Genomic DNA, 24,227 nt, shown 5'->3' with positions numbered 1-24,227 from the left:
ATTTATGGGATATTTTTGTTGAAATTAAATTTTTGGAAAAAATTAATGGACCTATAAAACCCCGCATATTCTACGCAATCCCTTAATCTTTGCAAAATCCGAATCTGTAGTGACAATTCTGGTTATTCCATATTTCTCCATTGTAACCAAAATTGTACAATCTGCAAAGTTAATGCTACCATTGTAGAATCTGAATTTTTCCATTGCTAATCTGTAATCTTCCTTAGTTAACCAATCAAAAACATCAAGATTACATAATTCATGAATTATTTCATCAAAATCGCCTTGATAATTGTTCTGCCTTAAAGCATTTAAAACTTCCAAAAAAACGGTGATGTTGATTACCTTGGTTTCCTTTTTTAAATAGGGTTTAATGCTATTAGAAAATTCTTTGTGTGAATCCCGTTTAATAATCAACCCTTTAATATAAGAACTATCTAAAAAAATCATTTAAATCCCTCAGTGGTGTTTAATGAGGAATTTAATCCCAATTTTCTTCGCCAAAACGAGCGAGATTGTCTAGAATATCATCGCCTTCAGGTTTATCATGTTCCAGCATTGCCCAAATCTTATCCCCATCTATTTCTCGAGGAATATTTTCAACATCTTTTAGTTGATCCCTTAATGCTTCATTAACAACATCTTTAGGAGATTGGTCAGTTAATTCCGCCATTATATTCACTTTTTTCACTACATCGTCATCTAATATCACTCTTGACATGTTATCACTCTCTTTTAAACCTTGTTTAATATATTCAACTATTAAATCCAGATAACTGGATTCCTCTGCCAAAGCCCGTTTTTTTAAATCTTCAAGCAGGCCATCATCAATGTCAAAACTTATCTTTGAGATATTACCACAACCTTTCACTTGTTAAGTTTAAATATATGATACCCAACATAAAAAGTTTGTGTACAAGCTTGATTAAGATTATGTGCTGATAAAATATAATATTTTCGAATTGTGCAAAATCACAGTTGTGCATTTATGATATAAATCACTTTAAATCAAAATTAAGTTAATCAAGTAAAATTGCAGTGATTTTGAAAAATTGATTTGAGTCTGTAAAAAAAACTTATGGGTTTGAAATCAGCCAGTCCATAAAGTCAACCGAACCGACAGGATAGTCACCGCCGTTGCGGATTACATCATCTATAAGCTCGACTGATTCGTCCATGGTCAGATTGCTTACATCCAGCTCATAGACCTTCTCCTGATATTTCTCATAGGCTTCCGCTGAGCACACTCCAAGGGCTTCGGCTTCAAGGTTTTCGCGGATTTTGGAATCTGAGTAATTTCTTGCCTTCAGTCTTTCTTTAAGGATGTCGGGATCTACCCTCAGGACTATCACCTTATCGGCCCCGTCACACAAGTGGGACAGGTGCCCCTCAAAAATAAGCAATTCATCGCAATCTGTGATGAGTTTAGCTACATGATGTGATAATTTGTCAATGTCTATGACCTTATATCCTTTTTCCTCATCAACACCCAATACGAAATCATGACTTAATGCCAAATCATTGATTTTAATCAAGTGTCCATTTAATTTACTTGCAAGAGTTGTCTTACCCGTACACGGAGTGCCGGTTATAAAAATAGCTGTCATGTTTATTTCTTCAGAATTATTCTCAGCACATCCTCATCTTCAAGGACATGGTCGGGACCTACCTTCTGGCCAGGGAATTTTACGGAAGTTCCCCACACCTTTGCATGCCTGAAATTCTTGACGAATTCCCTGTGAAGCTTGCCGCATGCATCGATTACGGTAGAGCCCTTTTTGATGACAAGAGGATCTTCCATATCCGCTTTTCTGCCTTGCGGTTTTAAATAAACCCTGACAAGGTCAAGATTATCGAATATGGTGTCCTTAAGCTCATCGATATTCGTATTCTTGTCGGCTGAAATCGGAATGAAATCAGGAATGTATTTCTTCAGCTCCTCAATGTATGCATCGTCAACCAAATCCACCTTGTTTAGAAGAATCAGCATCGGAACATAGGACTTGTTGCGGTCAAGCACGTCAATGAACTGGTCCATTGTCACATCGTCCCTGAAAAGCACATCCGCATTGATGTAGCCGTACTCGTTCAAGATTGACCTGATGGTTTTCTCATCCAGATGTGTCAGCTTGCAGGTGGATGACACCTTGACCCCGCCAAGCTTTTTCCTTTTGACGGTGACGTCAGGAGGCCTTTCATTCGGCCTGATGCCGATTGCCCTCAACTCCCTGATGATGACGTCCAGGTGCTGTGGATTAAAGGTATCCAAAACAACCAAAATCAAATCGGCAGTTCTGGCTACTGACAGGATTTCTTTTCCTCTTCCTTTACCGCTGCTTGCACCTGTGATAATTCCTGGAATATCGAAAATCTGAATTTTAGCGTTCTTATGCTCCATGACCCCGGGAACAATGTCTAAAGTTGTGAACTGATAAGCGCCAACCTTACTTTCAGCATTGGTGATGTTGTTCAATAATGTGGATTTTCCCACAGATGGGAAACCTACCAGAACAACAGTAGCGTCACCTGACTTTTTAACGTGAAATCCCTGTCCTTTAGACCCACCACTGCTTCTTTGTAAGGATTCCTCTTTTAATTTAGACAGTTTCGCTTTTAATTTTCCAATATGGTGAGATGTTGCCTTGTTGTAGGGGGTTTTTTGAATCTCTTCCTCAATTGATTTAATCTTGTCTTCGATTCCCATAATTTCACCATATCTTATTTAAAAAAAAAGAATTTTAAGGTAGTTAAGTTTAACTACCTGCTTTTGTATTGTCAAAGTTTACTTTGAATAACATTACACCGTTTTCTGAGTGTACCGGTTCGAATATGTCCTGATTTGATCCTCCGAGTAAGTATAATCTTGTAAACATGGAGTTTTCAAGTTTCTTATCTATTAGAATTGGAGTGTAATCGTTGTCTGAACCGATTATGAATAATGTGTAATTTCCATCTTTTGCATTCTTGATTGATTCGTTTTTAACGAGATATCCGTCTTCGATTAAAAGCAATCTGGATGCTTTCAATGGATTGTATTCGCTGCCGTTGACTTTGATTGGCTCACCATTTTCAGTGTAGACTGATTCGACATGAGCTTCGGTTGTATTGTTGCCGGAACCTTTCTCAATTACAGCATTGACTGTCATACCTTGATCTTCTAACAGTTCCACTTTACCGGATTGACCCGGACCGACTTTAACTGAGTCATAAGGTACGTGGTAGTTGTAATTTTCGGAAGTCTGGTTATCGAAGTTCCATGCACCGAAGTAACTCCACCAACCGGCCTTTTGAAGCATATCCGCAGATGCGACGAATATTACCGGTCTTGGATTGTCTGGGTGAGTGTATTCTACAACCTGTTTTGCCTCTGCAGATGACAGGTCATATTTGCTTGTCAATACCTTTTGGGCATCCTCAGGAGTCCTTGGCAGGATGTCAATGATAATGTCTGTAGCTTTGCCCGGACTGTCAGTGAGGTTAATCAGATACTCGTCTGCCCTTGTACCGGTTGTATCCAGCATTCTGAATATTCCTGCTGAAAGTTCCAAATCACTGGTTGTCATAGCCTGACCCAGCCAGAAGGCACGTTCCCCTGACTGAGAACCTCCGTCGAATGTTACTTGCCTGTCAGCAGCAACCTCGAAGAGGTAACCGAAGTCCCACCAGGATGTGATTACAGTATCGTCAGGTTGGGTTTCATTAACCCACTGCATAGCATTCCACATGTAATCGTTTGTACCCGGAACAACACTTTCAGAAGTCTGATAAGCACCGCAGATACTTGGTGTTACCAAAGCAATTACCAAAGCAATGATTAAAACATATTTTTTAAGAGGAACATGTTTTTTATCAGCGGAATTGGATTTGAGAGCATATACGGTAATTAAACCCGCTGCCGCAATAGCTGCAAATATCAGGATACCGTAAACGGTATTGATTGTAGCTAAAGGCACGGCCGCTAAAAATCCGCAGAATAATATTGCAGCGATTAACCATTTGTCGTTATTAAGTCTGTTTTTGATGTAGTCACATGCGTAGCCGACAAATATACCTGCTAAGAATGCAAACGGTAAAACGATTGTGGTAATGAACCTTGAACCACGGGAAACCGCGAGTGCAGTTACTACTACCCATACAACGAATAAAGTTGCATATAATACAGTTAAACGTTTATTTGCTAAAATTGGATTGTCCCCACCGAATTTCAAATCAGCGAGAGATAATTTGAATTTGCGACTGTTATCTAATTTTTCGGCTGCAGATAACCTTTTACCTTTTTGAGGTTTTGCATCAACAGGTTTTTGTCTGACGTTTCTGAATTTCCAAGCTCTTGAAACCAAAATGTATAGAACGATTAAAGCGGCGAAGAACACTGCAATACCGCCGATACCGTTGATGAATCCGTTGGTGTTTGCTAAAAACATTGAGGTCATACCTGCACCCAACATGCTAGGCATTTGCATCTCTGCAACGGAAATAAGTACGTTCGGGAATCCTCCTACAACAACGGATGCTGATTGCAAGTTCAATAAACCGAATACGCTTGAAAAGATTCCAAGAACCCCGTCAACGCCTCTGAATACTGCAAGGCCTGCAAAACCGATTACTCCAATAAGGACGATTGACAGGAATTCCTTATTGTGGATCAGCCATTCTGCAACGTTTGAGTAGGAATCTCTGTCTTCATCGACATTGAAGAAGAATGTTGCAATTAGATATATTACAGCAAACAGTCCCATCATTGCGACGTAAAAGATCCAACCGGTCCATTGAATGGAAAATATTCCGATTGAAATGATTGAAAGCACCGCAAATACGACTTTCCATATCCAATTTTCGCTTCTTATCGATTCGACAAAGAAGAACACGAAGAAAATTGAGAATATGTAATAGAACATATCTGTATCGAAAAATCCTGGGAATGTGTGCGCAAAGTAGTTCGGAGCAAGTGCGATAATCAATGTTGCTACAATTGCCCCATAATCGTTTGTGATTCTTCTTGAAAATATGAATGCCGGAATTACACAGAAGGTTGAAACAATTGCTCCAGTCCAGAATGCAACTTCCTTGACTGAATAGTTTCCTCCGAAGAAATTATTCACGGTATCGTGTAACCATGAAGTCACATAAACAATGCCCAGTTCGTAGTCAATCTCGTTACCGTCTGGAGAATACCTGTGCATATCCCATTCACTGCCATTTACAATTTTATCCCCTACATAGCCGTGATCAATATAATCATTGGTCAACCTATAGTTATAGTATGAATCCATTTCACTGTAATACGGAAGACCTGATGAATCGGTGTATATTGCTTTTCCTTCATCATCAAATACATTTAAATCAGCAGCAGGGGCTTTTAACGCGAAAACAATAGCTAAAATAATCAATATAATGACTATTCCTTTACCTATTGTCAATAATGTCTCTTTATTCATTAAAATCCTCTGTCTAAATTTATTAATTAATCAAAATTATAAGAAATAAATAAAAATAATCTCGCAATATGCAAAATAATTTTTATTGGGTAATATATTTAACTTTACTATTATTAAAATATTTTGTATTTTTAAGTAAAAATCAAAAAAAATAGGAAAAAATAAAAAAATTATTTTTTCAATTTACTTTCAAGCTCATCAACTGAACATGTGAATCTGCATTTCGGAAATCCGCTGCATCCAATGAAATCGCCGTAACGGCCGGAACGTTTTATTAACTGTTTTCCGCATTCCGGACATTCGCCGACATGTTGAGGCTCATCGGTTTTTGGCCTTTCCTTGCCGCAGTTAGGGTCAAGGCATGCCCTTTGGCGAGGTTTTCCGAATGAAATTATCGGAAGTCCGCACTCTTCACAAGTCTTTTTAAGGAAATGGGTGCCTTTTGGAATTGAATAGATTGTTTTGCAGTCCGGATAATTGGAGCATCCCACAAATGAACTTTTGGTCCTGTTGGAATATCGTTTAATCAGTTTGCCTCCGCAATTAATGCATGTTCCGACAATATTGCTTGCCTGATAGGCTTCATAGAGCTTGTTTCCGATGCCCTTCTGATTTTTGTCAATGTCCAATAGGATTTCCCTGACATCCTTTTCCCCTTCACTGATGACCCCTTCTTTTGTGGTTTCATTATTGTTGATGCCTTCAAGCTTGTTCTCCAGATCTCTTGTCAGCTCTTCGGAGGTCAAGTCATTACAATAAGTATTAAGGGTATCGATTAGGTTCTCGCCGAGCTCATTGACTTCAATCTTTGTTCCGCTTATGTATTTTCTGTCATACAGCTTATCAATGATGTCGGCACGGGTTGCCTTGGTTCCGAGGTTCTTTTTCTCGAGTTCCTTGATGAGTGATGCCTGATTATACCTTGCAGGAGGTTTGGTTTCCTTTTCCTCCTTAATCAATTCCTTGACGCTCATCACGTCCCCCTCTTTTACATCGGGGAACCTTTCATCGTCGATTTTTTTGAATGGGTAATGTTCCATCCAGCCTTTATGGGTAACTCGTCTGCGGCTGAACTTGAACTTCTCGCCTTCAATGTCCAGGGTTGTCTTCATTGTTTCGAATTCCGCTGATTCGAAAAATACCGCAATGAAACGGTAAACAATCAGATCATAGATTTTTTGCTCGTCCTTGCTTAATTTGTTTGGCAATATTCCTGTCGGGTGAATTGGAGGGTGAGCTGCATCCTCCTTGTTGCCGTTGTGAGGTCTCAATTTGGCCGGCAATTTGTCAATGTGCTTTTTGAATTCATGGTTTGCTGACAATTGCCTGAAGATATTGTCAAAACCAAGACTTCCCGGCAATTTTTGGGATGAAGTTCTGGGATAGGAAGTGTAACCCGCACTGTAAAGGTTTTGAGCCGCAATTTGGGTTCTTTTAGGAGAAAATCCGAAAACGCTGTATGCTTCAGCCTGAAGCCCACTTAAATTGAACGGCACCGGAGGCCTGGTTTTTGATTTTGAAAAAGCGATTTCGCTAACAACCGCATCCTTGCCGTTGCATTTGTCGAATATTTCCTCTGCCCTTTGAGCATCAAATATGTTGCCGTCGACATGCTTGATTTCGATATCTTCAAAATCGAGTATTGCCTTTAAGTTCCAATAAGGTTCAGGAACAAATTCGCGAATTTCCTTTTCGCGGTCAACGAGAATTGACAAGGTAGGAGTCTGTACCCTTCCCACAGATAACTTCAAGAACCTGTGCTTGGTTTTTCTAACTGAGTTGGACAATGCGATTGAAATGTTCATTCCGAAGTAATAGTCAAGTATGTGCCTTGCGATACCGTTGTCGACCTGATGCATGTCAATGTCAATACGGTTTTCATAGGCATCTATGATGTCCTTTTTGGTTAATGTTGAAAACTTCATCCTTGAGGCCTTATTTAAGGAATTCAATCCGCAGGCATATCTCAAGGCATTGTACCCAATCAGTGTTCCTTCAACATCGTAATCGCATGCATGAATATATGAATCGGCGTTTTTACCGAATTTCTTGATGGCGTTGAGATAGTTTTTGGTGTAGGCGCTGCTTTTGCTTGCCTCATGTGCAGGGACCCAGTGCAGATCAAATGAAACGCCATATTTGTATCTTCTAGGAACCAGTGAATACAGGTGTCCGACACCGGATACGACTGTGATTTCTTTTGAATCCCTTTCAAGTTCCCAATATTTTACTTTCTTATTGTATACTTTCTTTTTAGCACTTGGAGAAAGCGCCTTTGCTATCTTTTCGGCTGAACTCGGCTTTTCGCAAATTATTACTTCATGCATTATACTCTTACCTGCCTCGATTTTTTATAAATATATTTTAATAAAATTATTAGTATAAAAAGATTACTATTGTGGAAGTTACAATGTTTCCACATTGATTTTGCTGTTCAATAGCTTTAACATTATGAAAATCACATGATAACACTTTAAATTTAGGAATTTGAAGTAAACCCTATAAAACATCGGCAAATCCCGGATAAACCTGTTTTTATGCCAGTTAGGATACTTGGCCCTCACATGGTCCTGTATGCACTTGATTGTTTGGGGGCTGAAATCCTCCTTAAAGCTTGCCCTATACATTGTTCCGGTCAAAACGTGATATACATTGATATATTCCAACTTGTCAAAATTCTCTTCGAAGATATTGTGCTTTCGGGCGAAATTCTCTATGTCTTCGGTAACGTCAAAGCTGTCATAGATTCTGTCGTCATAGGTGTGCATGATTGATGAGTCATTTTGAATGTAGTTGTACAGGGGCTTTTCGACTATGGAAACCTTGCTGGACATCAAAAGCAGTTTGGAGAATGCGTCCAGATCCTCATACCATTTTCCGACCGGAAACAGGATGTCGTTCTTTGTGAATAATGAGGTCTTATATAGCTTATTCCATGGCGCCGGATGCCTGATTAGATTGGTATAATCGCTTTTCACCACATTCAATGTTGTCTTGTCCTCATAAACGCGATTGAAATAGCAGATTGAAATGTCTGAATCATTGGCGATTAAGCTGTCATGCAACTGCTCGACATAATCCCCTTCAATATAATCGTCACTGTCAACAAAACAGATATATTCGCCTGTGGCTTTTTCTATGCCGAAATTCCTGGCGGCTGAAGGTCCGGCATTTGCCTTATAGGCATAAATCATCCTGCTGTCATCCTTGATTGTTTCCCTGATTACATTGCAGGTATTGTCGGTGCTTCCGTCATCTACAAAGATGGCTTCAATGTTTTCATAAGTCTGATTTTTTATGGATTCTATACACCTTTCCACACTATCCTCGACATTATAACAAGGTATGACAATGCTTATCTTATCCATATTGTTGCTCCTAATTTTTAATAGATGTTAGTTAGTATTTTCCAAAGTCAATTTCGTTTAAAATGTGCCCCACACGTTCTTCCTCCGGAGGAAGTTGCATATAATCACCATATATTGGTATTAATGTATTATCATCGTCATTAGGAATAGTAAATACATAATTTTCAAATTTAGATTTTTTTGGTGGTTTATAATCACTTCTTTTAAAGACCACTCTTTCCCTTAAAGTTAAATCCGTAACATATTGCCCGCTATTTGATTCATATTTTCTAAATAACTTCGATAACTTCTTTTGAAAATACTTATCATTTAATTTAAATAAATTTAATAGACTATGAGTAATATTAAGAGCTAAATTAACAATTTTAGAAAAATTATAAAATTTTAATACGGAAAGAGAGTAAAGTCTTGTATCAATAAAACAACGCCGAAGGTAAATTCGCCTTTTTAATTTATTATCTGGTAAATTGTCTAAAATAAATAAATCTATGTGAATTCCTAATTTAAATGAAACTTGATTATCCCAATATTCAGACCAATAGGTTTCATTTAAAGACATTCTACCAAATTGAAAGAAATATTCGCTATTATATCTTGAATCAAAAATTGTATATTTTTCAGAGGGATTTTCTTCCATCACTTTTAAAAATTTCTCGTAATCTTCTCTAAACATTATAATATCAATATCATCATCCCATGGAATAAAACCTTGATGTCTAATGGCTCCTATTTGAGTTCCATAAATTAAATAATATTCAATATCATTATCTTCACAAATATCAACAAAATCTTTTAAAATCATTAATTCAACATCTTGAAGATGTGATAAAACATTATCACTAAGAATATTATTCACTTAACTCCCTCATTAATATTTTTTAATGAAATTCACATCTTTATTTTCAAAATCTTCAATTATTTTACAAATAGCTTTTGAAACTTCATAATCAATATATGCATTATTTTTACCTAATTCTATAGATTTAGCGAATGCAACAAGTTCATATCTTATACCTTCACCATCCAATTGGTAGAAATATTTTCTATTATCCTCTAAATTCTCATATCTTAGTTCAAAATAATCTGTTTTCCACCAAGGAGCAGGTACATAAGCATAACCTTCTGTTCCAGATATTATTAATTCACCCTCAGATTTAACACTGTTTGCAACTTTAATTGATGCAACAGCATTATCATATTGGAAATCAATTTTTGTAAATAAGTCGAAGTTTGGTTTTTCATCTAAAGTTAATGAATTAATAGTTTTATTATTATAATCTACTCCTAAAACTTGAAAAATTGGTAAAAGAGCAGTTGGCGCCCATGAACTAATACTATTCCATGAATTATCATCATAATCTCTTAAACTAGTGCATGTAGCGTCAATTGAATAAATATCTCCAATATTTCCTCCTTTAAGTAAAAGTAATAATCTATTATAAGCAGTTGAATATGCAGTTTTAATAGAATCCATTAATATTAAATCTTTTTCTGAAGCTAACTGTCTTAATTCCTCAAAATCATTTGCACTCACTGCAATTGGAGATTCGCATAAAACATGTTTTCCTTGATTTAATGCTTTTTTAATTTGGGAATAATGTTTGGAAGGATGTGATATAATAAATACTGCATCAACCATTTCCAATAGCTCTTCATAATCATTGGTTAAAGTTAAGTCTTCATTTTCATAACATTCCTTTTCAGATTCATTGTCTGGAAGCATTGCATTAACTTCAATCCCATTAACCAATTTTGATTCATCGTAGAACTTTTTCAAAACATTACCTTCTCCAACAAGCCCTAAATGAATATTTCTTTGTTTAGATCTAATATCGGAACTTGAAACACCTTCAGTACGTGGGAGATATACAACCTCACAATATTCATTCAAATAATCAAAATGACCAACCCAATCTGAACCCACAGTAAAAACATCTACTCCAAATCGCTTAATATCATCGATTTTTTGACCTTCATATTCTTCAACAATTATCTCATCTGCAAGACCTGTAGCGCGTACAGATTCTATCCTTTCCATTAAAGATTGATGAACATTAATTTTGCCTCTTTTTTTATCAAAATCATCAGTTGTAACACCCACAATAAGATAATCACCTAACGCTTTTGCCCTTTCAAGAAGTCTTTGATGCCCATAATGAAATAAATCATAAGTTCCATAGGTAATTACTTTAATCATTTTAATATTCCTCTTTGTTCTAAATCCTGAAATGCTTCAATTAATTTATCGTTATCTTCAATGGTCAAATCCCCAATGTGTCCTACTCTAAACATTTTCTTTCCAATTTCTCCACCATTAGGATTTACCCAAATACCATATTCCTTTTTTAAAGCATCTACAATAGTTTCTGCTTGTGAATTAATACAGTGCACATCAGTAACAGAATTTCCTAAATGTTTACAATGAGTTTCTAATGGCAAGTCTTTAATTCTTAATCTGAAATCATTAGCTAAATCAGAAATCCTTTTAATTTCTTCTTCAACTCCGCCTTTATTTTTGATTTCTTTCAATCTTGCATTTATTTGCAATAATATTGTTACTGCAGGAGTGAATGGAGTTTGACCCCTTATACCATTGTTTAACATGTCTTTTAAATCAAAATACATGCATTTGCATTCGTTATTCTCAACTCTTTTTAATGCTTTATCGCCTAAAACTATTATTGAAATCCCTGGAGGGCAAGCCAATGCTTTTTGAGAACCTGTAATAAATACATCAATATTATCTTCAACCATGTTTAAAGGATTAGCTAAAAAAGAACTTATTGCATCTACAACCAAAAATATGTTATTTTTATTACAGAACTCAGAAATTAAATCTAAATTATAATAAACACAAGAACTAGTTTCACAAATATTAACTAGAAATCCAGTAAACCCCTGATTACGATATTCATCTAAAATTTCTTGAGTAATATCTTGACCAAAATCAAGTTTAATTTCATCGTGAGGGATATTATGAAGTTTGCACAAATCAACAAAACGTTGACCGAATCCTCCACCATTAACAATTAAAACTTTATCGTTTTCATCGAAAACATTCATTACTGTTGCTTCCATAGCTGCAGTTCCAGATCCAGTGATAAAAACAACTCTTGAATCTTCACTAGCATATACAAATTCTTTCATTAGTTTTTCATTCTCAAGCATTATTTGTGAAAATTCATCGTTTCTAAAATAGGGAGTTTGTTCCCCACCAATCTTTAAAACATCACAACTGCTCATTACCGGACCAACAGTAAAATTTAACACATTAACACCCTCATTCAATTACAAAATATTTATAATGAGTTTCGCTATGATCACTTAATTCTTCAAAAATATCATCAGCAAATATTTTATTATAGTTTAAACATTCAAATAATTCCCTGTATTCTTCTTCAGTCCTATATATTGCACTATAATCAGCTTCTAAACCTTCAGAATAGAAGTCTTTAAGAGTTAATCTTTCTCCCATGCGAGAAACCGGTTCCATTATGAATAATTTTTTGTCTTCAACACCAATCTTATTAAGTTCATTGAAAACTACTTTAATATCTTCATCATTAATGTACATTAAAACTCCACTAAAGATTATGACATCAAATGGAGGTTCAATTAACAATTCATCTTCCTTAATATCAGTTGCAGACATTACCTGGAACTTACAATCATCAAAATCATATGAGTTGTTGGCTATCTTAATTAAATCTTCTGTATAATCGATACCTAAAAAAGATTCACATTTATTGTGTAACGCTTCAGCCCAACGGCCAATTCCACAACCTACTTCGAGAACTTTTTTTCCATCAACATCAATGTGTTCATGGAATAATTTTTTTTCTTCAATGTGTCTTTGTTCTGAATTTTCTTTATCTTGGAAAAGCACAATTGATAAATCACTTTCTAAATCTCTGCTTGCTCTTTCACTAAAGAAATTCTTTACTTCTTCAGAATCAATATCTTCTTTTTCACCATATAATCTTGACATTTTTTACACCTGTTTAAAAAGAAATTATAAAATATTTATCATTTTAATATATACAACTAACTTATTTAAAAATTTAATTATAGTCTTTAATCAGCTGAAAAATTTTTTCATTTTAAAGTTAAAATAGACAGAATAAGAGAAAAAAATTATACTTCTCAAATTCAAATCGTTTGAAAAAACATGCCCCCACTCCATAAAATTATCTTTATATACATTTAAAATAGATTATAAATTATGAGGATAGAAGAGTTTAGAAAGTATGATGATGAGGAAATCAAACATTTACAAGAAGTCGAATTAATGATTCTCAAAGATGTTGTAAAACTTTTAGAAAAACATGATTTAAAATATTACATGTATGGAGGTTCTCTTTTAGGAACTATAAGGCATGAAGGTTTTATTCCTTGGGATGATGATATAGACATTATTTTATTTAGAGAAGACTTTGATAAAGCTTTAGATATCCTCAACAATGAACTGCCTGACAAATATAACCTTGTTCATATGGACTATATTGAGGATTGCTTTGGTTCATTCGCAAAAGTATCGCTTAAAGGCACTATCTTCAGTCGATGGTATACATCTTATGTAAATTATGAAACAGGAATAAATATAGACATATTTATACTTGATAATATTCCAAAAAGCGACTTTTTAGGTAAATTACATCATTATGGATATATTTTTTGTTATCAATTTGTCATCAATTCATGTATTAAAGTTGATATGTATACTAAATTTAGAACTAAATTACATCATCTATTTCATGACATTTTAAACTTCATCCCAATTAATCGTGAAACTTGGAAAAAATTACTTACAAAAGAAATGAGTTTTTATAATTATAAAAAAACTGAAAGAGTCGTTGATTGTTTTAATCTTTGTGGGTATATGGCCTATCAAAGAAATGACTTTGAACCTGCAATTAAAGCTAAATTTGAAGATTTTGAAGTTAGAATTCCTAAAAATTATGATAAACTTTTAACTCAGATTTATGGAGATTATATGAAAATTCCTCCTGAAGAAGATAGATATAATGCTGCGCCAGACATTCTCGATTTTGGAGAATATTAATTTATTTATATTAATAAACTAAATATTAAATTATGTTTTCAAATATCGGTGTTGTCGGTGCAGGAGCCATGGGAACAGCCATTGCCCAGACTATTTGTGAAAATACCCAAAATGTTTTATTATATGCTAGAAGAGAAGAAGTAGTTAATTCAATAAATGAAACTCATTTTAACAAAGATTATTTCCCGAATATTCCTTTAAACCACAATATTATCGCAATTAATGATTTAAATGAATTAAAAGATGCAGAAATAATATTTTTAACTTTGCCTTCATCTTCAATTAGAGAAGCAACTCATTCTTTAAGAACAATTATTTCTGACGACTGCGTTATTGTTAATACTGCTAAAGGTCTTGAAAAAGGATCTCAAAAAAGAATGAGTGAAGTAATTGAAGAAGAAACTAATAGGGCTGCTGCAGTATTATCTGGGCCAAATATTGCTTCAGAAATGGTTGAACAAAGATTCTCTTCAGCATCAATTGCCTGTAAAAATAAAAAATATCTTGAAAAAGTTAAAAAATCATTATCTACCCCTAAATTCAAAGTTTCAGCAAGTGATGACGTTATTGGTGTTGAATATTGTGGTGTGATAAAAAATATAATTGCAATATCCCAAGGAATTTGTGAAGGAATGAAAATAAATGATAATGCACGTTTTTCCGTATTTACAAAAACATATAATGAAACTAAAGATTTAATAGAAAAATTTGGAGGCAATAGATCAACAGTGGATGATTATTGCGGTTTCGGAGATATCATCACAGCTTCAACTCAAAATGTAAGTAGGAATCATACTTTAGGTGTTTTGTATGGTCAAAAGATTGTAGTTGATGAAAAAGCATCCGGAGTTCTTTTTGAAGGAAAAAACACAATAATTATTATGAAAGAATTATGCGATGAATTTAATTTTGAATGTGCAACTGTTGATTTTACTTATGATGTAATTATTGATAGAATAAATCCTAAAAAAGCATTTGAAAAGTTTTGGGATAAATTATAAACTTGGTGATTAAATGATTTGTGCGGCTATGTTAGCGGGAGGCATAGGAAGTAGATTAAAACAAAATAAACCTAAACAATTTGTTAATATTAATGACAAACCTATTTTAGTTCACTCAATTGAAACATTTCTAAATGTAAAAAAAATCGATAAAATCATTGTATCTTCCCCAAAAGTTTGTATTGGTAAAACAAAAGAATTAATGGACGAATATTTTCCGAAAAATGATAAAATTATCGTTATTGAAGGTGGTTCAACCCGTAATGGAACTATTTTAAATTCTATCAAATATATGAAAGATCAAAACTGTGAAAAAGATTCTATTTTAGTGACTCATGATGCATCAAGAATATTTGTTTCTGAAAAATTAATTGAAGACAGTATTAAATATGCAATTGAAGTGGGTGCGGCAAGTGCGGTAATATCTGCTACTGATGTCATATTTGAATCAAGAGAAGAAGGAAAACTCAATGATATTCCATTAAGGAAATATTTATACCATGCACAAACTCCGCAATCTTTTAATATTGATAAATTCTTAGAAATATATGGAGATTTGTCAGAAGATGAAATAGCTAAATTAGATGAAGCTATGATGCTTTTCTATTTAAGAAATGCTGATGTGAAATTATTTCCTGGAAACCGAAATAATTTCAAAATTACACATCCATTTGATATTACACTAGCAGAAACTATTCTTAAAAACTAAATGTTAATCTTTTATAATGGAATCAGGAAAATCCATTATGAACTTTCTATTTCTTAATATTCACCAAAATCAATTTCTTCTGGAGCAGGATTAAATCTAGATTCTTCAGGTGGCAACTCCATATAATTATTAAAATCCATTCTTAATATTTTATCATAATTATTAGGTATGTTGACTTCCATACCTTCAAATTTTGCTCTTTTTAAAGGCAACCAATCTGTTTTAAAAGACATTTGCATTAGGTTTTCTGATGGAAAATCGCATACTTCCACACAATCTTCATTTTGATATTTGGTGAATGAATTTACACATTTTTTCTTAATATAAGAAGGAGAAATATGAAGTATTTTTAATGTATAATGAATTATTTTTTGAATTACTTGTTTTATTTTAGAAGATTTCGTATATTTAAGGATAGAATATGTTGTTAATAGATTTAATGAAAAAGATGTCCATTTATGGGCAAATTTTTTAAATTTATTACTTGGAACATTATCTAAAATAAAAATATCAATGAAAATATTTGGAGTATAGTCAACTTGATTAGCCCACCATTCCTTAAAGAGGGTATTTTTTAGTGTTAACCTCCCCCATGTATAATGGTAAGTCTCTTCGTTTAAAACATTGAAAAATCTGTATCTTTCATCAATTTCCTTTTCAAAAATTTTGTTTAATTTTTCAAAGTCTTCTCTAAACATGATGACATCAATATCATCATCCCATGGTATAAAACCTTCATGCCGGATAGCCCCAAGTAAACTTCCAGCATATAAAAAATAAGTTAAGTTGTTTTCTTCACAAACTTCAATGAAATATTTTAAAATTTTCAATTCCACTTGGTGTAAATGTTCTAATGTCTCTTCATCGTACCTTTTTGATTTAATCATGTGAATGTTCTCCAATTAGATAAATGGCTTCTAATTTATATCATTATTTGAAATTTTTAAGTATTCTTTTTGTAGATTATATTTTATATTAACAGTAATATAATTTTTTTTAATATACAAAATAATTGTTGTGTCATGCGATTTAAATATTCTTTTAATATTTTAAAACTCAAATTAAATAATATATTTATTAGATATGACAATATAATAAAAATAGGATATTATTATATATATAATTGGAATATAATGTAAAGAGGATTATTATGAGTCAAGTTCAAACAATATTTAAAAATATGAGTTGGCTACTAATTTCACAAATAATAGCTTGTATTTGTGGATTTGTCTGGACCATTTTAATGGCCCGATATTTAGGAGTTAACGATTTTGGTATTTTTGGATTTGCTACATCATTTACTGGTATTCTAGTTGTTATAGTGGATTTGGGAATCAGTACTCATATTGTTAGGCATATTGCTACTGATTATGACTCTGCTCCTAAATACCTTGGAAATGCATTGCCTTTAAAAATCATTTTTGCAATTTTATGCATTATTATATCATTAATTATTTTAATTTTAATGAATGCAGATGAACGTGTGATAACTGTCACATTACTTTTTTCAATAGAAATGATTATTAAATCATATATAAATCTATTTAATGGGTCTTTTCAAGCATTTGAAGAAGGAAAATACCAAGGAATTGGAAACAGTATATTAAACTTAATCTTATTAGCATTCATTCTAATAACAATTTTTACCGATTTAGGACTTTATGGAATAGCTACCTCATATATTCTAGCTAATTTAATTGCTTTAATATACGAATACTATGTGTTTAACAAACATATAACAAAACCAAAATATGAATTAGACACAAATTTTTGTAAGACAATTATTAAAGTTTCAATACCTTTTGCCATTACTGGTCTATTATATTACATATATTATTCCATAGACATGGTAATGCTCACAAATATAGTTGGAAGTCATGCTACTGGAATTTATAATGCAACATTTAAATTAATTTCCGTTTTGACCTTATTTTACTCAGTTTACACAGCAGTAATTTTCCCAGTTATGAACAAATATTTCAAAAATGATGAAAAAATGCTTTTAATAAGTTTTGAAAAATCCATAAAGTATTTGATGCTTATAATTATTCCAATAGCTGTTGCAACAATGATCTACTCACTTGACATAATCCGATTGATATATGGACATAATTATGATGCTTCATCATCAGTACTATCAATTTTAATCTGGACTGTTTGTTTATTATTCATTAGTGGAGCTGCAAACAATCTGTTAAATGCATCCCACAAAGAAGTTAGTGTAACAAAAATATATGCAATGGCAGCAGTATTTAATATCGCTTTGAATTTCGTTTTAATTCCCTATTTATCATATAACGGAGCAGCAATTACAACTGTTCTAAGTGATTTACTAATTGTAATTATTCAATTTTATGTAATCTTCAAACTTGGCCACAGGCCTAATAAGAAACTATATTCAGACTTAATTAAAATAATCATAGGATCAATTATTTTAGGAATAATTCTCTACTTCTTAAACCTAAATATGTGGGTTGCACTACCAGTTGGAATAATAATTTACTTCACAACTGTTTACATGCTCAGAGTCTTTGACGATGATGATAAGTATGTTATAAAAGAAATTTTAGGTAGAGATTGAATTAAAAATAAAAAATATTAAACTTCCCATTTTACACAACTTAAGAATAATTTAAATATCATTGCCCACATAATTTTACATACAACTCCAAAGGAGAAAAACTATGGACAAACAAAAAGTGATTCTTTTTGCGGTTTTAATAATTTTTGTTGTGGGCATGACAATGAGCTGTGCAACTGCAAAAACCGTCACAATCAAACCGAAAAAAGACAAATATGCTGTTAAAAAAAAGGGAAAATACAAAGTTGAAGCCATGAAATGGCAGGCCTACACTTATCAAGAAGTAGACATTATGGCTTATAAACATGGTAAGATGATGAAAAATACCAAATATTCGTCAAAGGTCTATTATAAAGAAAATGGCAAGTGGAAAAATACTGGATGGCATAAAGGTGGCCATTCATGCACATATCACAAATATTTCATGGATAAAAAGCATAAAATCGGGAAAGTTAAAGTTAGAATATAATTTTAACTTTTTTATTCTATTTTTAGTAAATCTATAACCGGAACATCACCCTAACATGTCCCTAATATCAATTAAATAAAAAAAGTGGATTGAAACTTACTTTAAAAGCAAGTTCCATAATTATTTATTCTTTAATGTATTTTTTCAAGTCTTCAGCCTTGTCGGTTTTCTCCCATGGAAGACCTTCAATACCGAAGTGACCGTACTTGGCGGTTTGCTTGTAGCTGACATCCCTTAAACCGAGAGTTTCAATGATTCCATCAGGAGTTAATTTGAAGTTTTCGCGTACAATCTGCTCAAATTTCATATCTCCGATGTCTGCACCGGTGCCGAAGGTATCGACCATTACGGAAGTCGGTTCAGCTACTCCGATTGCATAGGACAATTGGACTTCACATTTTTCGGCAAGCCCGCTTGCTACAATGTTTTTGGCAATGTATCTTGCCATGTAACATGCGCTCCTGTCCACTTTGGTGCAGTCTTTACCGGAAAACGCTCCTCCTCCATGGCGGGCATATCCTCCGTAGGTGTCTACGATGATTTTACGGCCGGTCAGTCCCGCATCTCCGTGAGGGCCTCCGATTTCAAACTTGCCTGTCGGGTTGATGTGCTCTTTGGTATCTTCTGTCATCAATCCTTCCGGGATGACTGCCTTGAAGAGCTTTTCGCGAATGTCTTCTTTTAATTTTTCCTGATTGTCGGATACTGTCTCGTCATGCTGGGTTGACAATACAACCGCATCAAGTGAAATGACATTTCCGTCCTTATCATAGTTTACGGATACCTGTGCCTTACCGTCAGGCCTTAAGTATGGGATTTCACCGCTTTCCCTGAGTTCGGTTAATTTGTTTGTGAGTTTGCGAGCCAAATCAATCGGGAACGGCATTAATGAATCGGTTTCATTGGTTGCATAACCGAACATCATCCCCTGATCTCCGGCTCCGGTTTCCTCGTCTCCCCTGTCAACTCCCTGGTTGATGTCCTGGGATTGGGCGTGGAGCCTGTTTGCAACTTCACAGTCATGGCCGTCAAATTCCAATTCCGGTTTATCGTAACCGATTTCGATAAGGGTGTCCCTTATTATTTTTTCAATGTCCTCTTTTGAAAGATCAGTGTTTGAGGTCACTTCACCGAATACCATACAAAAATTGGTTGTTACACAAGTTTCACATGCAACGTGTGAATTCTTGTCCTGTGCCATGTATGCATCCAATATCGCATCAGAAACTATGTCTGCAACCTTGTCGGGGTGCCCCTGGGTTACGGATTCTGATGTAAATGTTCTATATATTTCGCTCATTTTATCACCAATTAGCTTAAATCTTTAATCAATATAATTATCATTAATAATTCCAATGCTCAAATTCGAATAAGCATTACATATTATTTTAATATTTATATCATATCATATTTATAAATTAGTGATGCACATTAAAACATATATTAATCTTACCTGATGATAAAATGGATGGCAGAATTAGTATTATCTTACCGACATTAAGACAAGAATGCTGATAAATTCCATTATTCTTGCCTAAATGCAAAAATGGGCATTTCAAAAAAAATGAATTGATTTAATCATGCAGGTCCTCAATATTCAGGAAATTTTGATTTTTGAATATGAAATTTCAGTGCTTTAAAAAAAAATAGTTTCTATTCGAATTTGAGATGGTTGAAGATTTTTTCCATGTGATGGATTGCATTGGTTACTTCTTCTGATGTGATATCGATGAAAGGATCATAATCTGCTTTTTTTCTTAGTTTAAATAATTTTTGGAGTTCAGTTTTCATCTGTTCTTCCCCATAATTATCTAATGCTTCTCTGACTTGCTTATGTTCCCCAATTCGTTCTTCACCCTCCTTAAAATCCCAAGGATGTTTGACTTTGAATTTTTTCACATCTTCAAGCCACAGCTCACAGAACAGGTATGCGCTGTAATAAGCTCTGTTAATTATACTTGCATTTACACACCATTCGTCGCAATTTTCTGGAATTAGCTGATTTTTCAACATCAGCATCTGCAACGTTAACAGATACAGTTGAAATTGCGGGTATCTTCTAATATCCATAATATCAGTCCCTATATGATATAACCGCATTTCTAGAAAATCTGTCAATGCCGTTTTCTTTTGAAAACTCTTTCATATGAACATAGAGTTCCTTAAGGGTTTTGTCAAGAACATCCTCGCTTGTTCCATTTAACTTTTCAAAGCAGAAGATGTAATCCTGGGTATCGATGTCAGGCATTTCTTCCAATGTCATTTCACCTAAAAATTCATAATTTTTAGCGAAATCTTCAATTTCATTGGTGTAGAGCTTTTTTGCAGGTTCCATCTCCTTTTTGAACTTATCCAATCTTGTAACCATATTTTTCACCTCTTTTAAAATTGTTTTGCAGAAATTGTATTTTTCCACATTAACTATATTGAACGTGATTGAATTTAAATTTTACTCATTTTTAACCTTTAAATTATAAAATAAAGTCAATTTTTCATGAATAAATCAATTTTACAAAGTGAAAACAATTTAATAATTATTTAAGGAATATGGCTATTGATTTAAAAAAAAGAAAGTAACGGGCTCAAAGCCGAGTTACTTCATTTTGATTTTGACTTTTTTGACCACTTTGGTGTAGTACTTGTTTCCATAGAACTTGACTGTGGCCATGTATTTTCCTTTCTTGTTTCTGTTGATTTTGAAGGTTATTTTTCCTTTTTTATTGGTTTTTAGAATGTTTTTCTTCTTGTTGTTTTTGGATTTTGCTTTTGCGTTTTTGCCATTTTTCTTGATCTTTTTAACAATCAGTCTAACCTTTGCATTTTTGATAGGTTTTCCCTTGTTGTCTTTGAGTGTTATTTTGAACTTTTTGGTTTTCTTTGCTGCTTTGTAGGTTTTCTTTTTGGCAATTATTTTCGGTTTTGCCTTTTTGACTGTCACTTTTGCGTTTGCAGATGATGCTTTGTATTTATCATTTCCTGTAAAAGTGATTTTAGCAGCATAGGTTTTAGGGACCAGTTTGGCCACATTGATTTTTATCTGACCGTTCTTGTCGGTAGTGTAGGTTTTGGTTCCTTTCAACTTAACAGTTACTTTAGCGCCGCTTAAAGCCTTGCCGTTAGCGTCCTTTAATGTGATTACCAGGTTCTTGTTGACTTGATAGGTTGTTGTTACTGCACTTTCTGTCAGCTGTGTTTTAAGCTTATTGACAGTTACTGTGACATTTTTAGTCACATTATTGTGATTTTCATCTGTGACTGTTGTAACGCTTAAGGTGTAAGTGCCTGCATTCAAACCTGAAACGGTAATTGTTGTATCATTTACAGCGACAACTGCATCAGGCTGACCAATGACTTCAGCCACAACACCGCTGGCATTGGTGAAAGCAACAGTTGTAGATCCGTTAGTGCCATAATCAAAAGAAACATTATTGATTGTTAATGTTGAATTTGCCTTATTGATTGTCAATGTTACGGTACCATTCACTACGCCTTCATATTTCTCAAGGCTTAAAACCACTTTATAAGTTCCGGAAGTTAAATTTACAATCCAATCCTCGCCGCTTAAAGCATAATAAGTTCCTATTGGTTGGTCATCTTTAAAGACAGTGATTGTAGTATTGAAAGCATAATAGTTTGTATTGTCTGCGGTGAGATTGAACAACAGTTTTTCACCAGACCCCCATACGGATGTGAAATTTGAAGCATTCAAATAAGCAGGGACAATAACAGTATTATTATAACCATTATTTTCAAATATACAAAGAACCGCTGTGCTATGATACATAGCGCCCCCGTCATCTGCAGAATTATCAGTGAAAGTACAATTCACAGCAGTACAAACCTCAATAGCACCACCACTAAGATTTGCAGAATTACCAGTGAAAATACAATCCACGGCAGAATTACCCATCATAGCACCACCCTCACTATCAGCATGATTGCCATAAAAAGTACAATTCACAGCATAACCCAAATACATAGCACCACCACAATTTGCAGAATTATTAGTAAAATTACAATCAACAGCAGAACCACCACACATTGCACCGCCATCATCAGCAGAATTACCAGTGAAAATACAATCAACAGCAGAACCCAAATACATAGCACCACCCAATCCATCTGCATGATTTTTTTTGAATGTGCAGTTTATTGCTTTGCAGTCTCCATAGACAGCACCACCATCACCATATTCTCTTGCATTACCATTTACAAAAGTTATATTATGGAATTCCACGTTTCCACCTGTAATATTGAAAATGCGGACTTTACCGCTACCATTAATAGTATGGCCGTTTCCATAGATAATCACATCACGGTTAATCACAATGCCCTCACTAAAAACGGAGTCAATATCTGAATTATAAGTATAATTCTTATCCAATGTAATAGTGCCATTTGTATTACCGTTTATGGTTTTGTTCAAGTCCCCAAATGTTGTTCCATCCGTAATTGTTAATGTAATGCTTTTTGTTTCAGTATTGCTTAATCCTGGATATGTGACAGCGAGCTCAGCAGTATAAATGCCCCCCTCCAAATCTAAAGATAAGTCATCATTGCTTAAACAATGATAAGTCGCAACTCTAGCGCCATTTTTATAGATAACAACATCATAATTGATAAAAGCTATTAATTTATTCTTTTGATTCTTTAATTGGATAGGTAATGTTTCACCCGCATAGATTGTAAGGGAATCAAGAACATCCCAATGAAGATTTAGCTCCTCAGTATCATAATAATCATTATCTTCTTGACCTGTACAATTCAACTTATAACAACCACACATAGCACCACCATTTTCGGCAGAATTATTAATGAAAGTACAATTCACAGCAGAACCCTCACATATAGCACCACCTTTAAATGCTTGATTACCGATGAAAGTGCAGTTCACAGCAGAACCGGCCTCCATAGCACCACCAACATTACCTGCATAATTTCCAGAAAAAGTACAATTCACAGCAGAACCATGAATCATAGCACCACCATTACCCATCTGATGACCAGATGATGCTTGATTATTGGTGAAAGTACAGTTCATAGCAGAACCATAATACAATGCACCACCAAAAGCATCTGCTTGATTATTGATGAAAGTACAGTCCACAGCAGAACCATAATACATAGCACCACCACGAAATGCATGATTTTCTTTGAATGTGCAGTTTATTGCTTTGCAGTCTCCATTGACCGCACCCCCACTATCATAACTATTACTTGCATATCCATTTACAAAAGTTATATTATAGAATACTACGTTTCCACCTTTGATTTTGAAAATGCGGGCTTCATTGCTACCGTTTATTGTGTGTCCATTTCCATAAATGTTGACATTGTGGTCGATGACAATTCCTTCTTTAAAACTGTCATCGCCGTCAGAATACTTGTAGTCGCTTTCCAAATAAATGTCGTTGTCAGTATTGCCGTTGATTGTCGTATTCAGCTGTGCGAATGTCAATTCATCCGCTTTTAAAACCTCGTTTGCGGGTGAAGAAGCTGACACTGTATCCTCCTCCACACCGATTACATCATCTGTCGGTTGATCAATCTCTAAGCTGTCTTCCGTTGCAGTTATTGTCGCATCACTTGCGCTTACGCT

20 protein-coding genes and 1 pseudogene are annotated in these 24,227 nt (G+C 34.1%); 5 read left to right on the top strand and 16 right to left on the bottom strand.

Features of this window, described 5'->3' with window-relative positions:
* Positions 1-51: 51 nt before the first annotated feature.
* From IKS50_RS07685 to IKS50_RS07635, 11 genes are all read right to left on the bottom strand, one after another.
* A complete protein-coding gene (locus IKS50_RS07685) occupies positions 52-450 on the bottom strand; it encodes a type II toxin-antitoxin system VapC family toxin (protein ID WP_292847916.1) in 399 nt (132 codons plus the stop codon).
* Positions 451-481: 31 nt separating this feature from the next.
* Positions 482-871, bottom strand: a complete 390-nt coding sequence (locus IKS50_RS07680; protein ID WP_292847913.1) for a hypothetical protein — start codon at positions 869-871, stop codon at positions 482-484.
* 205 nt (positions 872-1,076) lie between these two features.
* Complete coding sequence (locus tag IKS50_RS07675; protein ID WP_292847910.1) at positions 1,077-1,607, bottom strand: adenylate kinase family protein; 531 nt, start codon at positions 1,605-1,607, stop codon at positions 1,077-1,079.
* Between the two features lie 2 nt (positions 1,608-1,609).
* A complete protein-coding gene (locus IKS50_RS07670) occupies positions 1,610-2,704 on the bottom strand; it encodes a GTP-binding protein (RefSeq protein WP_292847907.1) in 1,095 nt (364 codons plus the stop codon).
* Between the two features lie 49 nt (positions 2,705-2,753).
* Positions 2,754-5,438, bottom strand: a complete 2,685-nt coding sequence (locus tag IKS50_RS07665; protein ID WP_292847904.1) for an STT3 domain-containing protein — start codon at positions 5,436-5,438, stop codon at positions 2,754-2,756.
* A 170-nt stretch (positions 5,439-5,608) separates the two neighbouring features.
* Entirely contained in the window at positions 5,609-7,765 is a 2,157-nt protein-coding gene (gene topA / locus IKS50_RS07660) for a DNA topoisomerase I (RefSeq protein WP_292847901.1), read from the bottom strand.
* Positions 7,766-7,843: 78 nt separating this feature from the next.
* Positions 7,844-8,806, bottom strand: a complete 963-nt coding sequence (locus IKS50_RS07655; RefSeq protein ID WP_292847898.1) for a glycosyltransferase family A protein — start codon at positions 8,804-8,806, stop codon at positions 7,844-7,846.
* A 31-nt stretch (positions 8,807-8,837) separates the two neighbouring features.
* The gene (locus tag IKS50_RS07650; RefSeq protein ID WP_292847895.1) at positions 8,838-9,662 is read right to left on the bottom strand and encodes a phosphorylcholine transferase LicD; all 825 of its coding nucleotides are present in this window, start codon (positions 9,660-9,662) and stop codon (positions 8,838-8,840) included.
* A 12-nt stretch (positions 9,663-9,674) separates the two neighbouring features.
* The gene (locus IKS50_RS07645; protein ID WP_292847892.1) at positions 9,675-11,003 is read right to left on the bottom strand and encodes a Gfo/Idh/MocA family oxidoreductase; all 1,329 of its coding nucleotides are present in this window, start codon (positions 11,001-11,003) and stop codon (positions 9,675-9,677) included.
* A complete protein-coding gene (locus IKS50_RS07640) occupies positions 11,000-12,076 on the bottom strand; it encodes an alanine--glyoxylate aminotransferase family protein (RefSeq protein WP_292847889.1) in 1,077 nt (358 codons plus the stop codon). The genes IKS50_RS07645 and IKS50_RS07640 overlap by 4 nt, the downstream gene beginning before the upstream one ends.
* A gap of 10 nt (positions 12,077-12,086) precedes the next feature.
* Positions 12,087-12,794, bottom strand: coding sequence for a class I SAM-dependent methyltransferase (locus IKS50_RS07635; RefSeq protein WP_292847886.1), 708 nt, complete (start codon positions 12,792-12,794; stop codon positions 12,087-12,089).
* A 234-nt stretch (positions 12,795-13,028) separates the two neighbouring features.
* On the opposite strand from IKS50_RS07635, the gene IKS50_RS07630 reads away from it, so the two are divergent.
* The 3 genes from IKS50_RS07630 to IKS50_RS07620 are packed head-to-tail and all read left to right on the top strand — an operon-like array spanning position 13,029 to position 15,578.
* Positions 13,029-13,868 carry a phosphorylcholine transferase LicD gene (locus IKS50_RS07630; RefSeq protein WP_292847883.1) on the top strand — a complete coding sequence of 280 codons (840 nt, stop codon included), beginning with the start codon at positions 13,029-13,031 and terminating at the stop codon, positions 13,866-13,868.
* A 32-nt stretch (positions 13,869-13,900) separates the two neighbouring features.
* Positions 13,901-14,869, top strand: a complete 969-nt coding sequence (locus IKS50_RS07625; protein ID WP_292847880.1) for an NAD(P)H-dependent glycerol-3-phosphate dehydrogenase — start codon at positions 13,901-13,903, stop codon at positions 14,867-14,869.
* 13 nt (positions 14,870-14,882) lie between these two features.
* Positions 14,883-15,578, top strand: a complete 696-nt coding sequence (locus tag IKS50_RS07620; protein WP_292847877.1) for a 2-C-methyl-D-erythritol 4-phosphate cytidylyltransferase — start codon at positions 14,883-14,885, stop codon at positions 15,576-15,578.
* Positions 15,579-15,631: 53 nt separating this feature from the next.
* Here IKS50_RS07620 and IKS50_RS07615 read toward each other — a convergent pair whose 3' ends face one another.
* On the bottom strand, positions 15,632-16,465 hold the full coding sequence (locus IKS50_RS07615; RefSeq protein ID WP_292847874.1) for a phosphorylcholine transferase LicD: 834 nt from the start codon (positions 16,463-16,465) through the stop codon (positions 15,632-15,634).
* A 263-nt stretch (positions 16,466-16,728) separates the two neighbouring features.
* Here IKS50_RS07615 and IKS50_RS07610 point away from each other — a divergent pair, with 263 nt between their 5' ends.
* Positions 16,729-18,159 (top strand): flippase, encoded by a 1,431-nt coding sequence (locus IKS50_RS07610; RefSeq protein ID WP_292847871.1) that lies wholly within the window; start codon positions 16,729-16,731, stop codon positions 18,157-18,159.
* Positions 18,160-18,262: 103 nt separating this feature from the next.
* Entirely contained in the window at positions 18,263-18,628 is a 366-nt protein-coding gene (locus IKS50_RS07605) for a hypothetical protein (protein WP_292847868.1), read from the top strand.
* 124 nt (positions 18,629-18,752) lie between these two features.
* Here IKS50_RS07605 and metK read toward each other — a convergent pair whose 3' ends face one another.
* The 4 genes and pseudogenes from metK to IKS50_RS07585 form a co-directional block, all read right to left on the bottom strand.
* Positions 18,753-19,928 carry a methionine adenosyltransferase gene (gene metK / locus IKS50_RS07600; RefSeq protein WP_292847865.1) on the bottom strand — a complete coding sequence of 392 codons (1,176 nt, stop codon included), beginning with the start codon at positions 19,926-19,928 and terminating at the stop codon, positions 18,753-18,755.
* A gap of 353 nt (positions 19,929-20,281) precedes the next feature.
* Positions 20,282-20,698, bottom strand: coding sequence for a HEPN domain-containing protein (locus tag IKS50_RS07595; RefSeq protein ID WP_292847862.1), 417 nt, complete (start codon positions 20,696-20,698; stop codon positions 20,282-20,284).
* Between the two features lie 4 nt (positions 20,699-20,702).
* Positions 20,703-20,996 carry a hypothetical protein gene (locus tag IKS50_RS07590; RefSeq protein ID WP_292847859.1) on the bottom strand — a complete coding sequence of 98 codons (294 nt, stop codon included), beginning with the start codon at positions 20,994-20,996 and terminating at the stop codon, positions 20,703-20,705.
* A 225-nt stretch (positions 20,997-21,221) separates the two neighbouring features.
* Positions 21,222-24,227, bottom strand: a pseudogene (locus IKS50_RS07585) (hypothetical protein); the annotation flags it as partial.

Origin of the sequence: Methanobrevibacter sp. (genome assembly GCF_017539065.1) — an archaeon.
Classification (GTDB): Archaea; Methanobacteriota; Methanobacteria; order Methanobacteriales; family Methanobacteriaceae; genus Methanocatella.
Note: the sequence above shows the minus strand (reverse complement) of the source record. Positions and strands in the feature narration are given on the sequence as shown.